The following is a 17480-nucleotide window of genomic DNA, read 5'->3' on the forward strand; positions in this document are numbered from 1 at the left end:
CCGGGCGTCCCGCGGCCTCGACGGCACACCGCGTCCGGCGCCGCACGAGGGCCCGCCGGGCAGCACGGCCCGGTGGTCAGGCGGACCGGGTGGTCAGGCGGACCCGCCGCCGGACGCGGACCTGGTGAGCAGCGCCACGGGCCGGTCCGCGAAGAGCTCCGCCAGCGCGACCGAGCCGCCCCCGAACTCCCGCCCCGGGGACAGCTCGTCGTGCCACGGCCCCTCGTCGGGCAGGGTCAGCGCGGTGTCGCGCCAGCCGCCCTCCTCCGCGAGGCGCAGCGACAGCCTGGTCACGGCGGTGACCACCTCGCCGGACCGGCAGAACGCCAGGCAGTGGGAGGCCGCCGGGCCCCGCGAGGTGAGCGGGGCGTACGTCCCCGACTCGCCGAAGGCGTCCGGGCGCTCCCGCCGCGACCGCAGGGCGGCCGTCGTGATCCGGGCCTTCTCGTCCGGCTCCCCGGTGGGCTCGGCGAAAGACCGGCGGTTGTCCGGGTCGACCAGCGCGATGTACTCCCGCTCCGTGCCCTGGTACAGGTCGGGCACACCCGGCATCGTCAGGTGGACCAGCGCGGCGCCCAGCACGTTGGCCCGGACGTGGGGTTCGAGCGAGTCGGCGAACCGGGTCATGAGCGACCGCGCCTCACCCTCGTCGGCGCCCGGACCCGCCGCCACGAAATCCGTCACCGCACGCTCGTACGCGGGGTCGGGCTCGGTCCAGCTGGTGAACAGGCCCGCCTCCCGCACGGCCTTCAGCAGGGCGGGCGCCAGCCTCCCCGCAGCCTCCCCGGCGGGCAGGCCGGCGCAACCGTACGCCGACTGCCATGCCTGCCACGCCAGCTGCGGATCGGGGGCCGCCACGGGGGCCGCCCGCGTCAGCCGCGCCACCAGGGAGGACCACCGCTCGGGACATTCGGACAGGACCGCGATCCGGGCCCGTACGTCCCCGCTCCGCTTGGTGTCGTGCGTGGTCAGCACCGTGCCGGTGGCCGGCCAGTCGCGGGCGATGCGGGCGCAGAAGGCGTGGAAGTCCTCCGGGCTCACCGCGGGCCGGCCGGGGTCGCCGCCCACCTCGGTCGCCGAGATCAGCGGCACGTACCGGTAGAAGGCCGTGTCCTCGACGGACTTGGCGTGCAGTGCTGACGCGGTCTGGGCGAACCGGGCGCAGAACGCCGCGTGGTCCGGTCCGTCGCCGAGGCGGCCCAGGGCCAGCGCCCGCACCACGTCGACGGCGTCCGCCTCCTCGGGGACGGAGAACACCGCTCGGGCGTCCCGCACCGCGTCGTCCGGCAGGGTCGCTTCCGCGATCTCGGTGAGGGGCCCGCCCGCCGTGACGTACGGGCGGTACACAGGCACCCGCACCAGCAGCTCGCGCACCGCCGTGCGCAGGGCCCACGGGGCGTGGTCGCGCAGGTCGGGGTCCGTGGCGCAGGCCTGGACGGCGAGGCGCGTGAGCCACTCCGTCTCGGCGGCGAGGTCGTGGCTGACGACCCGGTAGGCCGCCCGGCGGACCGTGGCCGCCCAGTAGCCGCCGCGGTCCCCGGGCGGGCCCGCGAAGTCCCGGTAGCGGCCGAGCAGGTCGGCCGCCCCCATCGCGTCGGTGAAGACCCCGTCGACGCGGTGCAACGCGTCGTACCCGGTCGTCCCCGCGACGGCCCAGCCCGCGGGAAGCGCCTCGGAGCCGGTCAGGATCTTCTCGACGACCGTCCACCGCCCCTCGGCGGCGCGGCTCAGCCGCTCGAGGTACGCGGCGGGCTCGGCGAGGCCGTCCGGATGGTCGATGCGCAGACCGTCCACGACTCCGTCCGCGGCCAGGCGCAGGATCGTGCCGTGGGTCGCGTCGAAGACGTCGGGGTGCTCCACCCGCACCCCGATGAGGTCGGAGATGGTGAAGAACCTCCGGTAGTTCAGCTCGGTGCGCGCCAGGCGCCACCAGGCGAGCCGGTAGTGCTGGGCGGCCAGCAGCTGCGGCAGGGGGAGACCGGCCGTACCCGCGCGCAGGGGGAACTCCTGCTCGCCGTAGCGGAGCACGGGCGTGCCGTCGTCCCGCTCGCCGACCTCGAAGCCGCCGCTCTCCTCACCGATCCGCCCGGCGAGGACCGGCAGCAGGATCTTCCCCCCGCCGGCCGTCCAGTCGATGTCGAACCAGTGCGCGTAAGGGGATTCCCGGCCCTCGCGCAGCACCTCCCACAGCGGCCGGTTGTGGCGGGGAGCGGCCGCCATGTGGTTGGGCACGATGTCGAGGACGATCCCCAGTCCGTGGGCGCGGGCGGTGGCGGCCAGCCGGCGCAGCCCCTCCTCGCCGCCGAGCTCGGCTCGCACCCGGCTGTGGTCGACGACGTCGTAGCCGTGCCCGGATCCGGGCACGGCCTCCAGGACGGGGGACAGGTGCAGGTGGGAGACGCCGAGCCCGGCGATGTACGGCACGGCGTCTGCGGCGGCTGCGAACGGGAAGTCCGGTTGGAGCTGCAGCCGGTACGTGGCGGTGGGCGTCATGGACACCTACGTACCCAACCTGACGGCCTCTGTGTCACCTGACGCCGCACCAGCTGCCCGCCGGCGGTCCCCGGCCCGGCCCGGGTGACCCTTTCGGCCTACGCCGGACGCTTGAGCACCGTCAGACTGCGCCCGATGAGGGTCACCCGTTCGCCCGCGGAGACCTTCGGCCCGGCGCCCGGGGGGACGCCGTCCGGGACTGCCGTGTCCACGACGACCTGCCACCGCTTCCCGTGGTGCGCCGGAACGGTGAACTCCAGGTTCTCGGCGCCCGCGTTGAACATGAGCAGGAAGGAGTCGTCGGAGATCCGCTCCCCGCGCGGCCCGGGCTCCGAGATCGCGTGACCGTTCAGGAAGACCGTCATCGCCTTGGCGTGGGCGGCCTGCCAGTCCCGCTGGGTCATCTCCTCACCCCGGGGGGTGAACCACGCGATGTCCGACAGCTCGTCGTGCGTGCCCTCCACGGGACGGCCGTGGAAGAAGCGCCTGCGCCGGAACACCGGATGGTCGCGGCGCAGCCAGACCATGGACCGGGTGAACTCCAGGAGGCTCGTGTCCGTGCCGTCGGCGGCGTCCGCGCCGTCGCCCCCGGGCGAGCGCGCGGCGTCCGGGTCGGGCCAGTGCACCCAGGAGAGCTCGTTGTCCTGGCAGTAGGCGTTGTTGTTCCCGCGCTGCGTACGGGCGAACTCGTCGCCGTGGCTCAGCATGGGCACGCCCTGGGAGAGCATCAGGGTGGCGATGAAGTTGCGCATCTGACGGCCGCGCAGCTCCAGCACCTCCTTGTCCTCCGTGTCACCCTCCGCGCCGCAGTTCCACGAGCGGTTGTGGCTCTCGCCGTCGCGGTTGCCCTCGCCGTTGGCCTCGTTGTGCTTGTCGTTGTACGAGACGAGGTCGTGCAGCGTGAACCCGTCGTGGCAGGTGGTGAAGTTGATGGAGGCCAGCGGGCGCCTGCCGTCGTCCTGGTAGAGGTCGGAGGAACCGGTGAGCCGGCCCGCGAACTCCGCCAGCGTCCGGGGCTCGCCCCGCCACAGGTCCCGCACGGTGTCCCGGTACTTGCCGTTCCACTCGGTCCACAGGGGCGGGAAGTTCCCCACCTGGTAGCCGCCCTCGCCGACGTCCCAGGGCTCGGCGATCAGCTTCACCTGGCTGACGACCGGGTCCTGCTGCACCAGGTCGAAGAACGAGGACAGGCGGTCCACCTCGTGGAACTGGCGCGCGAGTGTGGCCGCCAGGTCGAAGCGGAAACCGTCCACGTGCATCTCGGTGACCCAGTACCGCAGCGAGTCCATGATCAGCTGGAGGACGTGGGGGGACCGCATCAGCAGGGAGTTCCCCGTGCCCGTGGTGTCCATGTAGTACTGCGGGTCGTCCGTCAGCCGGTAGTACGAGGCGTTGTCCAGGCCGCGGAAGGAGAGCGTCGGGCCCAGGTGGTTGCCCTCCGCGGTGTGGTTGTACACCACGTCGAGGATCACCTCGATGCCCGCCTGGTGCAGGGCCTTCACGGCCTGCTTGAACTCGAGCACCTGCTCCCCGCGGTCGCCCCAGGAGGCGTAGGAGTTGTGCGGGGCGAAGAAGCCGATGGTGTTGTAGCCCCAGTAGTTGGCCAGGCCCGCGTCGGCGAGGCGGTGGTCCTGGACGAACTGGTGCACCGGCATGAGCTCGATCGCGGTGACGCCCAGCTCCGTCAGGTGGGCGATGATGTCGGGGTGCGCGAGCCCCGCGTACGTCCCCCGCAGCTCCTCGGGCAGGCCCGGGTGGAGCATCGTCAGGCCCTTGACGTGGGCCTCGTAGATCACGGTGCGGTGGTAGTCCGTGCGGGGACGGCGGTCGTCGCCCCAGTCGAAGTACGGGTTGACGACGACCGAGCTCATGGTGTGCGGAGCCGAGTCGAGGTCGTTGCGCTCGTTCGGCTTGCCGAAGGGATAGCCGTAGACCGCCTCCCCCCACTCGATCTGCCCGGAGATCGCACGCGCGTACGGATCGAGGAGCAGTTTCGCGGAGTTGCAGCGCTGCCCGCGCTGCGGCTCGTACGGGCCGTGCACCCGGAAGCCGTAGCGCTGCCCCGGCATCACCCCGGGCAGGTAGGCATGCCGGACGAACGCGTCGGTCTCGCGGAGTTCCACCGCCGTTTCTGAACCGTCGTCGTGCAGCAGGCACAACTCGATCCGGTCGGCGGCCTCCGAGAAGACCGCGAAGTTGGTGCCGGCGCCGTCGTACGTGGCGCCGAGGGGATACGCCTGTCCCGGCCAGACCTGCATAGATAGGACTCTTCCATTTCTGATCCGGGTGTCGGAGGGTTCTTGCCCCGATACTCCCCGAAAGATGTGCGCGTACCTAGTACGTCCGCCGGTGCGGCCGGGTCCCGTCGGGCCGGATTCAGCCGGGACGGTCAACTTCGGACACGTGCGTGTCGCCCGGAGGGGGCCCGGCCCGGCCGACGCGCCCCGCCGCCCGGTATGGGGCGTACGGGAGGCGCCCAAACGCTATGAATCAGCTCACTCCGGCCGATGTCGCCGCCTGGAACGGACCTTTCACATAGGGGAGTTGAGTGAGCAGCCTGTGCATCCTGCTGCACCGGCTCCCGGTCCCGGAGTACCCTTCCTTGATCGTTGGTGGGGGAGTGGAAGGCGGTACACGGGTGAGCTCGGGAGGATTCGAGCTGCCCCCAGGTGACGCAGGTCACGAGGGGGAACCGACCGATGCCCCGCCGGGGGCGGTCTCCCTCGCGCAGCCCTTGGAGATCGGCGCCGAGCTGGACTGGGGAGCGGACGCCTGGAACGAGGTGCGCACGCGGGCCCAGCGCGCCGGCCGGGCCTATATTTGGCTGAATCTCGTGGAGCAGCGGTTGCGCGCCGTGGTCTCCGCCGTCATCCGGCCGATCTACGAACCGGTGCACGGCGAGGACTGGGTCGTGGCCGCCGCCGGGCCCGCCGGGCAGGAGTGGGTCCAGCGCGCCGTCGCGGTCCGGGAGGTCTCCCGGCGCAAGGGCTACCTGCTCGACCCGGCCGACGACAACGTCCTCAGCTTCCTCACGCTGCCGCAGCTGCGTGAGCTGATGGTCCAGCACTGGGCCTGCTTCGAACCCTATTTCGACGACCGCCGCGAGGTGGAGCTGGCCCTCGACGAGCTGGAGGTGGCGCGCAACGTCGTCTCCCGCAACCGCGCGCTGAACGAGGCGGTCCTGGCGCAGGCCGAACGCGCCTCCGCGCGGCTCCTGGAGATCCTCGGGAGCGGGGCCGCCGTCCCGTCCGCCGACCGGCTGCCCGTGGACGCGGTCGAGGAACTGGTCGGCGACCGGTACGCCGACGTGGTCTCCGTCCACTCCGACCGGGTGCGCCTCCAGCGCCAGCTGCCCGCCGAGGACCTGTTCGGCGGCGCCCGCCGGCTCGACGCGATCGGCATAGGGCTCAACCTGCTCACCCAGAACTTCTCCGGCCGCAGGCTGGTCCGCCTCGCCGAGTCGGGCTGCCGGGTCCGGCTGCTCTTCATCAACCCGGCCAGCAGCGCCGTCAAGCGCAGGGAGCGGGAGCTCGGACTCAAGAAGGGCGAGCTGAGCCGGTCCGTCGAGATGAACATCCTGCACATGCGCCGGGTGCGCTCCAAGCTCCGCGACCCGGGCGCCTTCCAGATCCAGGTCTTCGACGAGACGCCGCGCTTCACGGCCTATCTGGTGGACGGCGACGGCCCGGACGCGGTGGGGGTCGTGCAGCCCTACCTGCGGCGCGCACGCGGCATGGAGGCACCGGTGCTGGTGCTGCGCGGCGGGGGCCGCGCGGTGGTCCGGGCCGGACAGGACAGCGAGCACGGGCTCTTCGAGACCTACCGCGAGGAGTTCGAGTCGGTGTGGACGGACTCCCGGCCCGTCTCCTGACGCCTCCTCCCGCGTTGTCAGTGGCGCGTGCGAGGGTGTTCATCACTCGGGGGACCGCACCACGCATCACAGAAGGAGGTACGGGATGAGCTGGATCAGTGGACCGCTGCTGGCGTTCGACCTGGAGACCACGGGGACGGACGTCGAGACCGACCGCATCGTGTCGGCGGCGGTCGTCCGGCTGGAGGCCGACGGTTCCGTGTCTCAGGAGCGGACGTGGCTGCTGGATCCCGGTGTCGCCATACCCGCGCAGGCGTCGGCGATCCACGGCATCTCGACCGACCGCGCACGCGAGCACGGGGCACCGGCCGCCTCCGCGATCGAGGAGATCGCACGGGCCGTCACCGACGGGCTGCGCTCGGGGACGCCTCTCGTGGTGATGAACGCCCGCTACGACCTGTCCCTGCTCGACCGGGAGTGCCGCAGGTACGCGCTCGCCTCGGTGAGCGAGCGCCTGGGTGACGCACCCTCTCCCGTCATCGATCCGCTCGTCCTCGACAAGCACGTCGACAAGTACCGCAAGGGGAAGCGGGCCCTGCACGCGTTGTGCGCCCACTACGGGGTGTCGCTCGACGAGGCGCACGACGCCCGGGCGGACGCCGTGGCGGCCGCGCGCGTGGTGCGGCGCATGGGGGAGAAGCACCAGCCCGTCGGCGTGATGCCGCTGGAGGACCTGCACGGTCTCCAGGTACACGCGGCGGCCGAGCAGTCGCTCTCGCTTCAGGCCTATCTGCGGCGCACGTCGGATCCGGCGGCGGTCGTCGAGCCGGCCTGGCCGCTCATCCCGCGGAGCCGGGAGCCGCTGGCGGGGGAGAGCGGGCCCGAGGTGCCGGCCCGCGGGCGGTGACCCCGTTCCGTCGGCCTCGACGCCGGAGCCGTCCCGGCCCGCGTCCGGCAAGGCCGCGGTGACCGGCACACCGAGGGTGCCCGCCGCTCCCCGCCGTCGGCGTGCGGCGTGTACGGCACGCGCCTCGCCCGCACCCTCGAAGCCGAACGACTGCGCCGCCGCGAACCGTCCGCCCTGCCCGCGCTCGATCGTCCGGCGACGCGAGACGGTCCGGTCCTGGGCCCCGGGCGCACCGCGACGAGGCCCGCAGCCGCGGGGGTTCCCGGCCCGTCCCACTTCCCGCCGCTCCTCCCGGACGCGCACCTCGTGCTCCTCTTCGACCGGGCGCGTCCGTATCCGGACGGCACGGTCAACCGCGAGGCGATGAAGAAGGTCTGCCGGGCGGGCTCCGCCCTGAGCCACCGGGCCACGAGGCCGGCGCCGTCCGCCGCGCCCTGACGGACGGCCCACGGCAGGTCGGGCCGGTCGAGGGCGAGCAGGGCCGTCCCCGACTCCCGGGCCGGACAAGGGGTGACCCCCTTCTCGGGGTGCCCAGCCGCAGTGAGCCTGTCGAGGAGCCCGCTGGGCCGACCCGGGCCACGGGCAGGCGGCACCGGCGCCCGCCCGCTGCTCAGAACGGGTACCAGCGGACCTCGGGGTCGTCCGCGCGCAGGGACGCCACTCTGCGGCGGAACTCGGTCAGCGCCTTCGGGTTGGCCGGGGCGTGCTGGGCGACCCAGGCGCAGCTGGCCGTCTCGCGGGCCCCGCGGAGCACGGCGCAGCCCTCCCATGCGCGCACGTCCCAGCCGTAGGCCGTGGTGAACGCCTCGTAGGCCTCGGCGGGCAGGCCGTACCGGTCGCGGGAGAGGGCGAGCACCACCAGGTCGTGCTCGCGCAGATCGCAGGAGAAGGTCTCCAGGTCGACCAGGACCGGACCGTCCGGGCCGACATGGACGTTGCGGGGGAGGGCGTCGCCGTGGATCGGACCGGGCGGCAGGTGCGGGGCCAGGGCGGTCGCCGCCCTGGCGAAGCCGTCACGCCGGCCGCGCAGGTACTCGGCGTCGGCGGGGTCGATCGCGTCGCCCGCCAGCCGCAGCCATCGCTCCACGCCGCCGAGCAGTTCGCGGCGCGGCAGCTCCGGCCCCTGCGGTGCGGGCAGCGCGTGGACCGCGGTGAGCAGGGGCGCCAGGTCCCGGGCCTCGGGAGGGCGTACCGCCTCGGGAAGCCGGTGCCACAGCGTCACCGGATGGCCTCCGGCCGACCGGACCGTGTACTCGGCGGCCCGCACGGCCGGCACGCCGGAGTCGGCGAGCCACCGGGCGACGGCGACCTCGCGCTCGGCCCGCTCCCGCAGTTCCGGGTGCGAGGTGGCGTCCCTGCCGACCTTGACCACCAGGTCCCCGACCGCGAACACCGCGTTCTCGCCCAGTGCGAGCAGTTCGGCGCGGCCGGGCAGCCCGGCGGTGGTCAGTACCTCGCGTGCGCGCGTCTCGTCCATCCGCCGATTTTCGCATCCGTGCAGGCCACCTTGACGAACGGACCGCGCGTCAGCACGATGACGGAGGCCGGGCGGGCGGCCAAAGATGGATGAAACCGATCCGATGAGGCAAAGGGGTCGAATTCATGACAGCGACCGGCGTGGTGGCGCCACAGGGCGGCCGCGAACGCCCACCTGGCGGCCCGTCTAAACGGCGCGGGCGACGTGACGGAGCCGCCTGGTTCCTGGTGCTGCCCGCGCTGATCCCCATCCTGATCCTGAGCGTCGGGCCGCTGCTGTACGGCATCGCGCTGGCCTTCACCGACGCACAGTCGGGCCGCACCCGCGCGACCCGCTGGACCGGCGCCCTCAACTTCCAGGACCTGCTGCACGACACCCTGTTCTGGGACTCCTTTCGGATCGGCCTGGTGTGGGCGGTCGGCGTGACGCTGCCGCAGTTCGTACTGGCTCTGGGCCTCGCCCTGCTGCTCAACGCGGATCTCCGCCTGCGCTGGATGGCCAGGGCGCTGGCCATCGTCCCGTGGGCCATGCCCGAGGTGGTCGTCGGGATCATGTGGCGCCTGGTCTACAACCCCGACGCCGGCATCCTGAACGAGACCCTGCGCGACCTCGGCCTCGGTGACGGCCGCGACTGGCTCACGGGAACGGCCACCGCCCTGCCCGCCGTGGTCCTCGTGGGCATCTGGGCGGGCATGCCCCAGACCACCGTGGCCCTGCTGGCCGGACTGCAGAACACCCCACCCGAACTCCACGAGGCGGCCGCGCTCGACGGGGCCGGTGCCTGGCGCCGATTCCGTACCGTCACCTGGCCCGCGATCCGGCCCGTAGCCCTGGCCGTCACCGCCCTCAACTTCATCTGGAACTTCAACTCCTTCGCCCTGGTCTACGTCCTGACCAGCGGGGGGCCCGGCGGCCGGACCAGGCTGCCCATGCTGTTCGCCTACGAGGAGGCCTTCCGTTACGGGCAGTTCGGCTACGCCGCGGCGATGGGGTGCGTGATGGTCGCGGTGATCTCCGTGATCCTCGCCGTCTTCCTCGCCGGCCGGCTCGGAGGAGGCGAGGGCACGTGAGTCCGCGTACCGGCACGGCGGCACGGACCGGGCAGTACGCCGCGCTCGCGTGCTACCTGGTCTTCCTGGCGTTCCCCTTCCTGTGGCTGATCTCCACGGCCTTCAAGCCCGCCCGCGAGCTGGGCTCGCTGCACCCCACGTGGCTTCCCGAGGACCCGACCCTGGGCAACTTCCGGCAGGCCTTCGGTGAACAGCCGCTGCTCCGGGCCGCCGCCAACTCCCTGACGGCCGCCCTGTGCGCGGCTCTGATCACCGTCGTCATCGCCACGCCCATGGCGTACGTGATGGCGCGTCACCGCGGGAGGCTGTCCACGGCCGCCACCGGGTGGGTGGTGATCAGCCAGGCATTCCCCTTCGTCCTGGTCATCATCCCGCTCTTCCTGGTCCTGAAGAACCTGCACCTGATCAACTCCCTGTGGGGGCTGATCATGGTGTACGTGGTGTGGTCACTGCCCTTCGCCCTGTGGATGCTCGCCGGATACGTCCGGGCGGTGCCGCGTGAACTGGAGGAGGCCGCGGCGGTCGACGGGGCCGGGAGGATCCGGACGCTCGTCTCCGTGACCGCGCCACTGCTGGCACCCGGGATCGTCGCCACCGCGCTCTTCGCGTTCATCACCGCGTGGAACGAGTTCTTCTTCGCTCTCGTCCTGCTCAAGACCCCGGAGAAGCAGACCTTGCCCGTCGTACTCACCCATTTCCTCGGCGCGGAGGGTGTGGCCGACCTCGGGCCGCTCGCCGCCGCCGCCTTCCTGGCCACCCTTCCCTCCCTCCTCGTCTTCGCGCTCATCCAGAAGCGCGTCACGGGCGGGCTGACGGCCGGGGCGGTGAAGCACTGATGCGCCGCGGGCCCCTCGCCTCCGCCGTGTCGGTGGCCGCCGCGCTCACCCTGCTGCTGGCCGGATGCTCGGGGGATGCGGGCCGCGACGCGGAGCCCGGCGGCCCGGTCCGGCTGAGCTTCTTGTCGCCGGCGTGGCAGAAGGAGTCCGTCGACGCCAACAAGCGGCTGGTGAGGGAGTGGAACGCCGCCCACCCCGACGTCCAGGTGGACTACCAGCAGGGCAGCTGGGACACCGTGCACGACCAGCTGCTCACGTCCTTCGAGGGCGGTGAGGCACCCGACATCATCCACGACGCCTCCGACGACCTCGCCGACTTCGCCTACGGGGGGTACCTCGCCGACCTCCGCCCGCTGCTGCCGCGGAGGCTGACCGAGGACATCCCGCAGCGGTCCTGGCGGTCCACGGCCTTCGGTGACGGCCTCTACGGTGTGCCCTTCCTCCAGGAGCCCAGGGTCCTGATCGCGAACACGAGGATCCTGCGGGCGTCGGGGGTCCGGATCCCCACCCCCCGGCGGCCCTGGAGCTGGGCGGAGTTCCGGCAGGTCGCCGCCGAACTGACGACGAAGGAGCGGTACGGGGTGGCGTGGCCCCTCAGGGAACCGGTCTCCGTCACGCTCAACCTGGGCCTGTCGGCCGGTGGCCGGCTCTTCCACCGCGGCTCGGACGGCAGGGTGACCATCCGCTTCGGGGAGGGCGACCAGGTCATGCCCGAAACGGTCCGCGACCAGGTCAACGAGGACCGCAGCGCGGCTCGCACCGCGCTGGGAATGGGCGGTTCCGACACCCTGCCCGGCTTCTTCGGCGGCAGGTACGCCATGGTCCCCCTGGGCTTCTCCTACCGGCAGCAGGTCGCCGAGCAGGCTCCCGAAGGCTTCGAGTGGAGCGTCCTGCCCGCCCCGGCGGGCGCCGGCGGGCTCGCCCAGGGGGTGAGCCCGCAGACGCTCTCGGTGGCCGAGGACAGCCCGCACAAGAAGGAGGCCGTGCGGTTCATCGACTTCCTGCTGCGCCCGCCGAACGTGGTGCGTCTGGCCAAGGGCGACTGGATGCTGCCGACCGGCACCACCGCCCTGGCCGATCCTTCGCTGCGCACCACCGAGAACGGCTGGGCGGCCGGCACCGCCCTCGCCGGTGCCCTGCGCCCGGCCCCGGCCGGGTCGGTCCGCGGCTATCCGGAGTGGAAGGACAAGGTGGCCACCCCGGCGTTGCAGGAGTACTACAGCGGAGCGATCGGCACCGAGGAGCTGAAGAGACGGCTGGTCGACTCGGGGAACCGGGTGCTGGCGCGATATCAACGCTGACCCGGCGGACGCGGGCAATGACTAGACGAGACGTTGCGTCTCGTTTAGTGTGAGGGTCATGCCGACAACCCCGCGCTCCCACATCGCCATGTTCTCCATCGCCGCCCACGGGCACGTGAACCCGAGCCTCGAAGTGATCCGGGAGCTCGTCTCCCGCGGGCACCGCGTCAGCTACGCCATTCCGGCCTCCTTCGCCGGCACGATCGCCTCGACGGGTGCGGATCCGGTGATCTACGCCTCCGTCCTGCCCACCGAGGACAGACCGGAGGCATGGGGTACCGAACCCGTCGACGCCGTCGAGCTGTTCCTCCAGGACGGGATGCAGGCCCTGCCCCAGCTCGCCGAGGCGTTCGACGGCGACGAACCGGACCTCGTCCTGCACGACATCACCTCCTACCCGGCCCGCGTCCTCGCCCACCGCTGGGGCGTCCCGGCCGTCTCGCTCTGGCCCAACCTCGTGCCCTGGGAGGGGTACGAGGAGGAGGTCGGCGAGCCGGCGGCCGCCGAGCTCATGAAGTCGGAGCGGGGCCGGGCGTACTACGCGCGCTTCGCGCACTGGCTCGACGTGAACGGCCTCGGTGAGGTGCACCCGGACGCCTTCGTCGCCCGTCCCCGCCGCGCCCTCGTCCTGATTCCGGAGGCGTTGCAGCCCCATGCCGACCGTGTGGACCGCACGGTCCACACCTTCGTGGGCGCCTGTCAGGGCGAGCGTGCCGATCAGGGGCGCTGGGAACGTCCGGCGGGGGCGGAGAGGGTGCTGCTCGTCTCGCTCGGATCCGCCTACACCGACGAGCCGGAGTTCTACCGCGAGTGCGTCCGGGCCTTCGGTGACCTGCCGGGCTGGCACGTCGTGCTCCAGATCGGCGCCCATGTGGACCCCGCCGCACTCGGTGACGTACCGGCCAACATCGAGACGCACGCCTGGGTGCCCCAGCTGTCCGTGCTCCGGCAGGCGGACGCCTTCATCACCCACGCGGGCGCGGGGGGCAGTCAGGAGGGGCTCGCCACCGCGACACCGATGGTCGCGGTCCCCCAGGCCGTGGACCAGTTCGGCAACGCGGACATGCTCCAGGCGCTGGGAGTGGCCACGCACCTCCCCAAGGAGCGGGCGGACGCCGCCTCCTTGAGGGCCGCCGTGCTGGGACTCGTCGACGATCCCGAGGTCGCCGCCCGGCTGGCGGCCATCAGCCGGCGGATGGCACGGGAGGGCGGCACGAAGCGGGCGGCCGACCTGATCGAGGCGGAACTGCCCGCCTGAGCACCCCGGTTCACGCGCGTGCGGTACCGCTCCCTCGTGCCGTCGGCCTCCCGCCCCGTGCTCGGTCGACGCGACCGCGCTGCCGCGAAGAAGTGGAGGGGGCGGCTCCGGGGAGGTCGCCAGAAGGGGAGGGAGAAGTTCCGGGGAGGTCGCCACCGGGCGGGATGTCGCCGGTAATCGGTGCTCGGCGCGCGGATTTCGGAGTCTTCGTTTGCTCTGCCCGCGTTTCGCCGTGAAAGGCCGGATTTCCTGTGACGAAAGAAGGGTGACTGCGTGACGGCTACATGAAGTTCTTGATCTGGGCGCGTCAATCCAGCAGGGTTTCGAGGCAACCCGCGGAGATCTTCCGGCCGAGGGTCAATCCCCCCACAAAGAATGACGAGGAGACCCCTCTTCATGGCAACTCACAAGCGCGCACGCCGGGTCAAGCTGACCGCAGGGATAACCGCCGTCGCCGCCGTCGCGGGCGTCGGCCTTCTCGGTACCCCGTTCGCCGGAGCCGCTCCGGCCCCCGCGATGGGCACCGTCTACGGGGCCGACGCGGCCACGGCCGTCTCCGGCAGCTACATCGTGATGCTGGACGGGAAGGCGGACAAGCCGAAGCTCGCGAAGAAGTACGGCGGCACACTGTCGCGCACCTACACCTCCGCCATCGACGGCTTCTCGGCCGCCGGCCTGACGCAGACGGAGGCGAAGCGGCTCGCGGCCGACCCGGCCGTGGCCAAGGTCGTCCAGAACAAGAAGTTCAGCATCAACGCCACCCAGGACAACCCGCCGTCCTGGGGCCTGGACCGGATCGACCAGGCCGCGACCGCGGGGGACAAGGCGTACACCTACCCGGACGCCGCGGGTGAGGGCGTCACGGCGTACGTCATCGACACCGGCGTACGCGTGAGCCACGGCGACTTCGAAGGCCGGGCCACCTCGGGCTTCGACGCCGTGGACAACGACGACGACGCGAGCGACGGCAACGGGCACGGCACCCACGTGGCCGGCACCATCGCCGGTGCCGCCCACGGCGTGGCCAAGAGGGCGAGGATCGTCGCCGTCCGCGTCCTGGACGACGCCGGTTCCGGGACCACCGAGCAGGTCGTCGCCGGCATCGACTGGGTCACCGCCAACCACAAGGGCCCGTCCGTCGCCAACATGAGCCTCGGCGGAGGGGCGGACCCCGCCCTCGACGCCGCGGTCCGGAAGGCGATCTCGTCCGGCGTCACGTTCGCGGTCGCCGCCGGCAACGAGTCGAGCGACGCCGGCGAGGGTTCGCCCGCCCGCGTTCCCGAGGCCATCACGGTGGCCTCGTCGACGGTGGGCGACGAGCAGTCGTCGTTCTCCAACTTCGGCTCGGTCGTGGACATCTACGCCCCCGGCTCGGACATCACGTCGGACTGGAACGACAGCGACGACGCCACGAACGCCATCTCCGGCACGTCCATGGCGACGCCGCACGTCGTCGGCGCGGCCGCCGTCTACCTCGGCGGTCACCCGGACTCCACTCCGGCCCAGGTCGCCACGGCGCTCACGGAGGGGGCCACCCCCGACGCCATCTCCAACGCGACCGAGGGAACGGCCGACAGGCTCCTCAAGATCGTCGAGTAGCCGGTAACCGGTAGCCGAGTGGTCGAGTAGGAAGCAACGGTTCCACGGCCGCCGCGCCCTCCCCCCACGGGGCGCGGCGGCCGCGACCGTCAGGAAGATCGTCCTATGGTGGGGTCATGAGCACGAGGTATGCGGCGCTGCTGCGCGGGATCAACGTCAGCGGTCACCGGAAGGTCCCCATGGCGGAACTCCGCACACTGCTCACGGAGCTGGGGCACGACGACGTCTCCACCTACCTGCAGAGCGGGAACGCGGTGTTCAGCAGCGCCTCGGGTGACGAGGACGCCCTCCGCGCCGAGCTGGAGCGGGCGATCGGGGCCCGGTTCGGATTCCCGGTCGACTGCCTGGTCCGCCCGGGCGCCTACCTGCGGTCCGTGGCCGACGCCTGCCCCTTCCCGGCCGCCGAGCTCGAGGGCAGGCAACTGCACGCCACCTTCTTCGACCGGCCCGTCGACGCGGCCCACTTCCACTCCCTCGACGCCGCCGCCTTCCGGCCCGAGGAGTTCCGGCTCGGCGCGCGCGTGCTCTATCTGTACGCCCCCGACGGGCTCGGCCGGTCCAAATTGGCCGAGGCCCTGGGCCGGCCCGCACTCACCCGTGGACTGGTCGCCACCAGCCGCAACTGGAACACCGTGGTCAAACTCGTGGAGATGACGCGTGACTGAGCAATCGCCCGCCGTGGCCGCAGCCATCGAGGGCGAGCTCCGCCTCCTCGATCCGGTGGTACGGGCGTCCGCGGAGGCGCTGGCGGCCATGCTCCACCCCGCCTTCCGCGAGATCGGCACCAGCGGCAGACTCTGGGAGCGCGACACGATCATCGCCGCGCTCACCACCCCAGATCCCGGCGCACCGCGCCCCGGCCCGCTGACCGCCTCGCGGATGCGGGGTGAGCAGCTCGCCCCGGATCTGGTGCACCTCACCTTCGACACGGAGACCCGCGGGCTGCGCTCGCACCGCAGTTCACTGTGGCGGCTGACCGAGAGCGGCTGGCTGCTCTACTTCCACCAGGCCACTCCGTTCATCGACGACCCGTTCGCCGAGGTCTGACGAAGTCCCCGACGTCGCCCGCATGCGGGCCGTGGCCGCCGTGGGCCCCGCGCCCCGTCACGGCGCCCCCGCCCTGTCGCCCCGGCCGTATCGCCCGGGTCATCGAGCCCCGGCCGGGACGCCCCGGGGCCGGTGCGGCACGAGCCGGTGGCGGCGGCACAGGGCGGCACGGCGGCGCAAGAGTGCCGCACCGGCCCGATCCGGCGTCTCCGTGCGGCCGGTTCTCGCCGGAAGGGCTGATTCCGGCCACAGGAGGCGCTCGGGCAATTCGGCGGTAAGCCGACCGAACGGACGGTCCCCCGGGTCGTGATCCGGTCCCGGGGGTGCCCGGGAGTGCCCGAGCGGGCGTCTTCCGGGACATGTGTGATCGCGATGCCGGGCGGGGCGGGGGCGACGTCCCGTCCCTCCTTCGCCCTTTGCTGCAATTCGCTGCCCCCTTGCGTCCGGTGAGCGGATCGCCGCGTTCGGAGTTCATTCGGTCAGCCGCCGGGCATCGCTCCCCGCCCCCCGCCGACGGGCCGGAAGGCGGCCTTGTCACGGGACCAAGCGGAGTCAAGGATTCACCTCGTGCGGTTGGCAGGTCCACGACTAGAACCCATGGGTCGTGGACAGCCGTACGCGCGGTCCGCCCACCCAGCGGGCCGTCACACCCCCCTTCATGGAGGAACTCGTGACCTTCAAGCGCTTCGCCCCCCTCGGCTCGCTCTCCAGACGTGCCCGGCTCGTCGCCGCGACCTCCGGTCTGGTCACCGCCGTCGCGCTTGCGGCACCGACCGCGGTCGCCCAGGCCGCACCCGACACCACGGTGACCAAGGCGGAACTGGCCGACGCCAGCTCCGCCGTACGCGGCGCCGACATCGCCGGCACCGCCTGGTACACCGAGGCGGCCGGCGGCAAGGTCGTCGTCACCGTGGACAGCACGGTCTCCGCCGCCGAGATCGCCACGATCAAGAAGTCGGTCACCGACTCCGGCGCCAAGGTCGACGTCAAGCGCACCAACGGCACGTTCAACAAGCTCATCGCGGGCGGCCAGGCCATCTACGCGGGCGGCGGCCGCTGCTCCCTCGGCTTCAACGTCCGCAGCGGCAGCACCTACTACGCGTTGACCGCGGGCCACTGCACCGAGATCGGCAGCACCTGGTACACCAACTCCGGGCAGACCACCACCCTCGGTTCCCGGGCCGGCAGCAGCTTCCCCGGCAACGACTACGGGCTCATCCGCCACGCCAACTCCGCCAACGCCGACGGCCGGGTCTACCTCTACAACGGCAGCTACCAGGACATCACCTCCGCCGGGAACCCCACGGTCGGCCAGGCGGTGAAGCGCAGCGGTTCCACGACCGGTGTGCACAGCGGCACGGTCACCGGCCTCAACGCGACCGTGAACTACGGCGGGGGCGACATCGTCAACGGCCTGATCCAGACCAACGTCTGCGCCGAGCCCGGTGACAGCGGTGGCTCCCTCTTCGCCGGCACCAAGGCGCTAGGCCTGACCTCGGGCGGCAGCGGCAACTGCTCCTCCGGCGGCACCACCTTCTTCCAGCCGGTCACCGAGGCACTCACCGCCTACGGTGTGAGCGTCTTCTGAGGGCTCTCGTCCGCAAGGCCGGACAAGGCCGGAGCAGGGTTCGCTGCCGTGAGCCCGGCTCGGACCGGACGAAGGCCTCCGGACCCGGCGACG

The 17480-nt window shown here is 72.2% G+C and carries 14 protein-coding genes; 11 read left to right on the forward strand and 3 right to left on the reverse strand.

Annotation, left to right across the window (positions count from 1 at the left end; genetic code table 11):
* Positions 1-93 precede the first annotated feature (93 nt).
* Positions 94-2493 (reverse strand): malto-oligosyltrehalose synthase, encoded by a 2400-nt coding sequence (gene treY, locus ABZ371_RS14610; protein WP_358678478.1) that lies wholly within the window; start codon positions 2491-2493, stop codon positions 94-96.
* Between the two features lie 98 nt (positions 2494-2591).
* Positions 2592-4751, reverse strand: coding sequence for a glycogen debranching protein GlgX (gene glgX / locus ABZ371_RS14615; protein WP_358678481.1), 2160 nt, complete (start codon positions 4749-4751; stop codon positions 2592-2594).
* A 380-nt stretch (positions 4752-5131) separates the two neighbouring features.
* Between glgX and ABZ371_RS14620 the strand changes: the two genes are divergently transcribed.
* From ABZ371_RS14620 to ABZ371_RS14630, 3 genes are all read left to right on the forward strand, one after another.
* Positions 5132-6364, forward strand: a complete 1233-nt coding sequence (locus ABZ371_RS14620) for an SAV2148 family HEPN domain-containing protein (RefSeq protein WP_358678484.1) — start codon at positions 5132-5134, stop codon at positions 6362-6364.
* An 85-nt stretch (positions 6365-6449) separates the two neighbouring features.
* Positions 6450-7211: a 3'-5' exonuclease gene (locus ABZ371_RS14625; protein ID WP_358678486.1), complete on the forward strand. Its 762-nt coding sequence runs from the start codon at positions 6450-6452 to the stop codon at positions 7209-7211.
* Between the two features lie 108 nt (positions 7212-7319).
* The gene (locus tag ABZ371_RS14630) at positions 7320-7649 is read left to right on the forward strand and encodes a hypothetical protein (protein WP_358678489.1); all 330 of its coding nucleotides are present in this window, start codon (positions 7320-7322) and stop codon (positions 7647-7649) included.
* Positions 7650-7821: 172 nt separating this feature from the next.
* On the opposite strand, the gene ABZ371_RS14635 is transcribed toward ABZ371_RS14630, so the two are convergent.
* Positions 7822-8688: an aminoglycoside phosphotransferase family protein gene (locus ABZ371_RS14635; protein WP_358678492.1), complete on the reverse strand. Its 867-nt coding sequence runs from the start codon at positions 8686-8688 to the stop codon at positions 7822-7824.
* A 125-nt stretch (positions 8689-8813) separates the two neighbouring features.
* Here ABZ371_RS14635 and ABZ371_RS14640 point away from each other — a divergent pair, with 125 nt between their 5' ends.
* The 8 genes from ABZ371_RS14640 (at position 8814) to ABZ371_RS14675 (ending at position 17387) form a co-directional block, all read left to right on the forward strand.
* Entirely contained in the window at positions 8814-9758 is a 945-nt protein-coding gene (locus ABZ371_RS14640; RefSeq protein ID WP_358678495.1) for a sugar ABC transporter permease, read from the forward strand.
* A complete protein-coding gene (locus ABZ371_RS14645; RefSeq protein WP_358678498.1) occupies positions 9755-10594 on the forward strand; it encodes a carbohydrate ABC transporter permease in 840 nt (279 codons plus the stop codon). Before ABZ371_RS14640 ends, ABZ371_RS14645 begins: the two co-directional genes overlap by 4 nt.
* Positions 10594-11895: an extracellular solute-binding protein gene (locus ABZ371_RS14650; RefSeq protein WP_358678501.1), complete on the forward strand. Its 1302-nt coding sequence runs from the start codon at positions 10594-10596 to the stop codon at positions 11893-11895. The genes ABZ371_RS14645 and ABZ371_RS14650 overlap by 1 nt, the downstream gene beginning before the upstream one ends.
* Positions 11896-11953: 58 nt before the next feature.
* Positions 11954-13153: a macrolide-inactivating glycosyltransferase gene (mgt, locus tag ABZ371_RS14655; protein ID WP_358678504.1), complete on the forward strand. Its 1200-nt coding sequence runs from the start codon at positions 11954-11956 to the stop codon at positions 13151-13153.
* Between the two features lie 396 nt (positions 13154-13549).
* The gene (locus ABZ371_RS14660) at positions 13550-14752 is read left to right on the forward strand and encodes a S8 family peptidase (protein ID WP_358678507.1); all 1203 of its coding nucleotides are present in this window, start codon (positions 13550-13552) and stop codon (positions 14750-14752) included.
* A gap of 116 nt (positions 14753-14868) precedes the next feature.
* Entirely contained in the window at positions 14869-15417 is a 549-nt protein-coding gene (locus ABZ371_RS14665) for a DUF1697 domain-containing protein (protein WP_358678510.1), read from the forward strand.
* Positions 15410-15799, forward strand: a complete 390-nt coding sequence (locus ABZ371_RS14670) for a nuclear transport factor 2 family protein (protein WP_358678513.1) — start codon at positions 15410-15412, stop codon at positions 15797-15799. Before ABZ371_RS14665 ends, ABZ371_RS14670 begins: the two co-directional genes overlap by 8 nt.
* Before the next feature lie 670 nt (positions 15800-16469).
* Positions 16470-17387, forward strand: coding sequence for a S1 family peptidase (locus ABZ371_RS14675; protein ID WP_358678516.1), 918 nt, complete (start codon positions 16470-16472; stop codon positions 17385-17387).
* Positions 17388-17480 lie beyond the last annotated feature (93 nt).

The organism is Streptomyces sp. NPDC005899 (genome assembly GCF_040629645.1).
Lineage (GTDB): Bacteria > Actinomycetota > Actinomycetes > Streptomycetales > Streptomycetaceae > Streptomyces.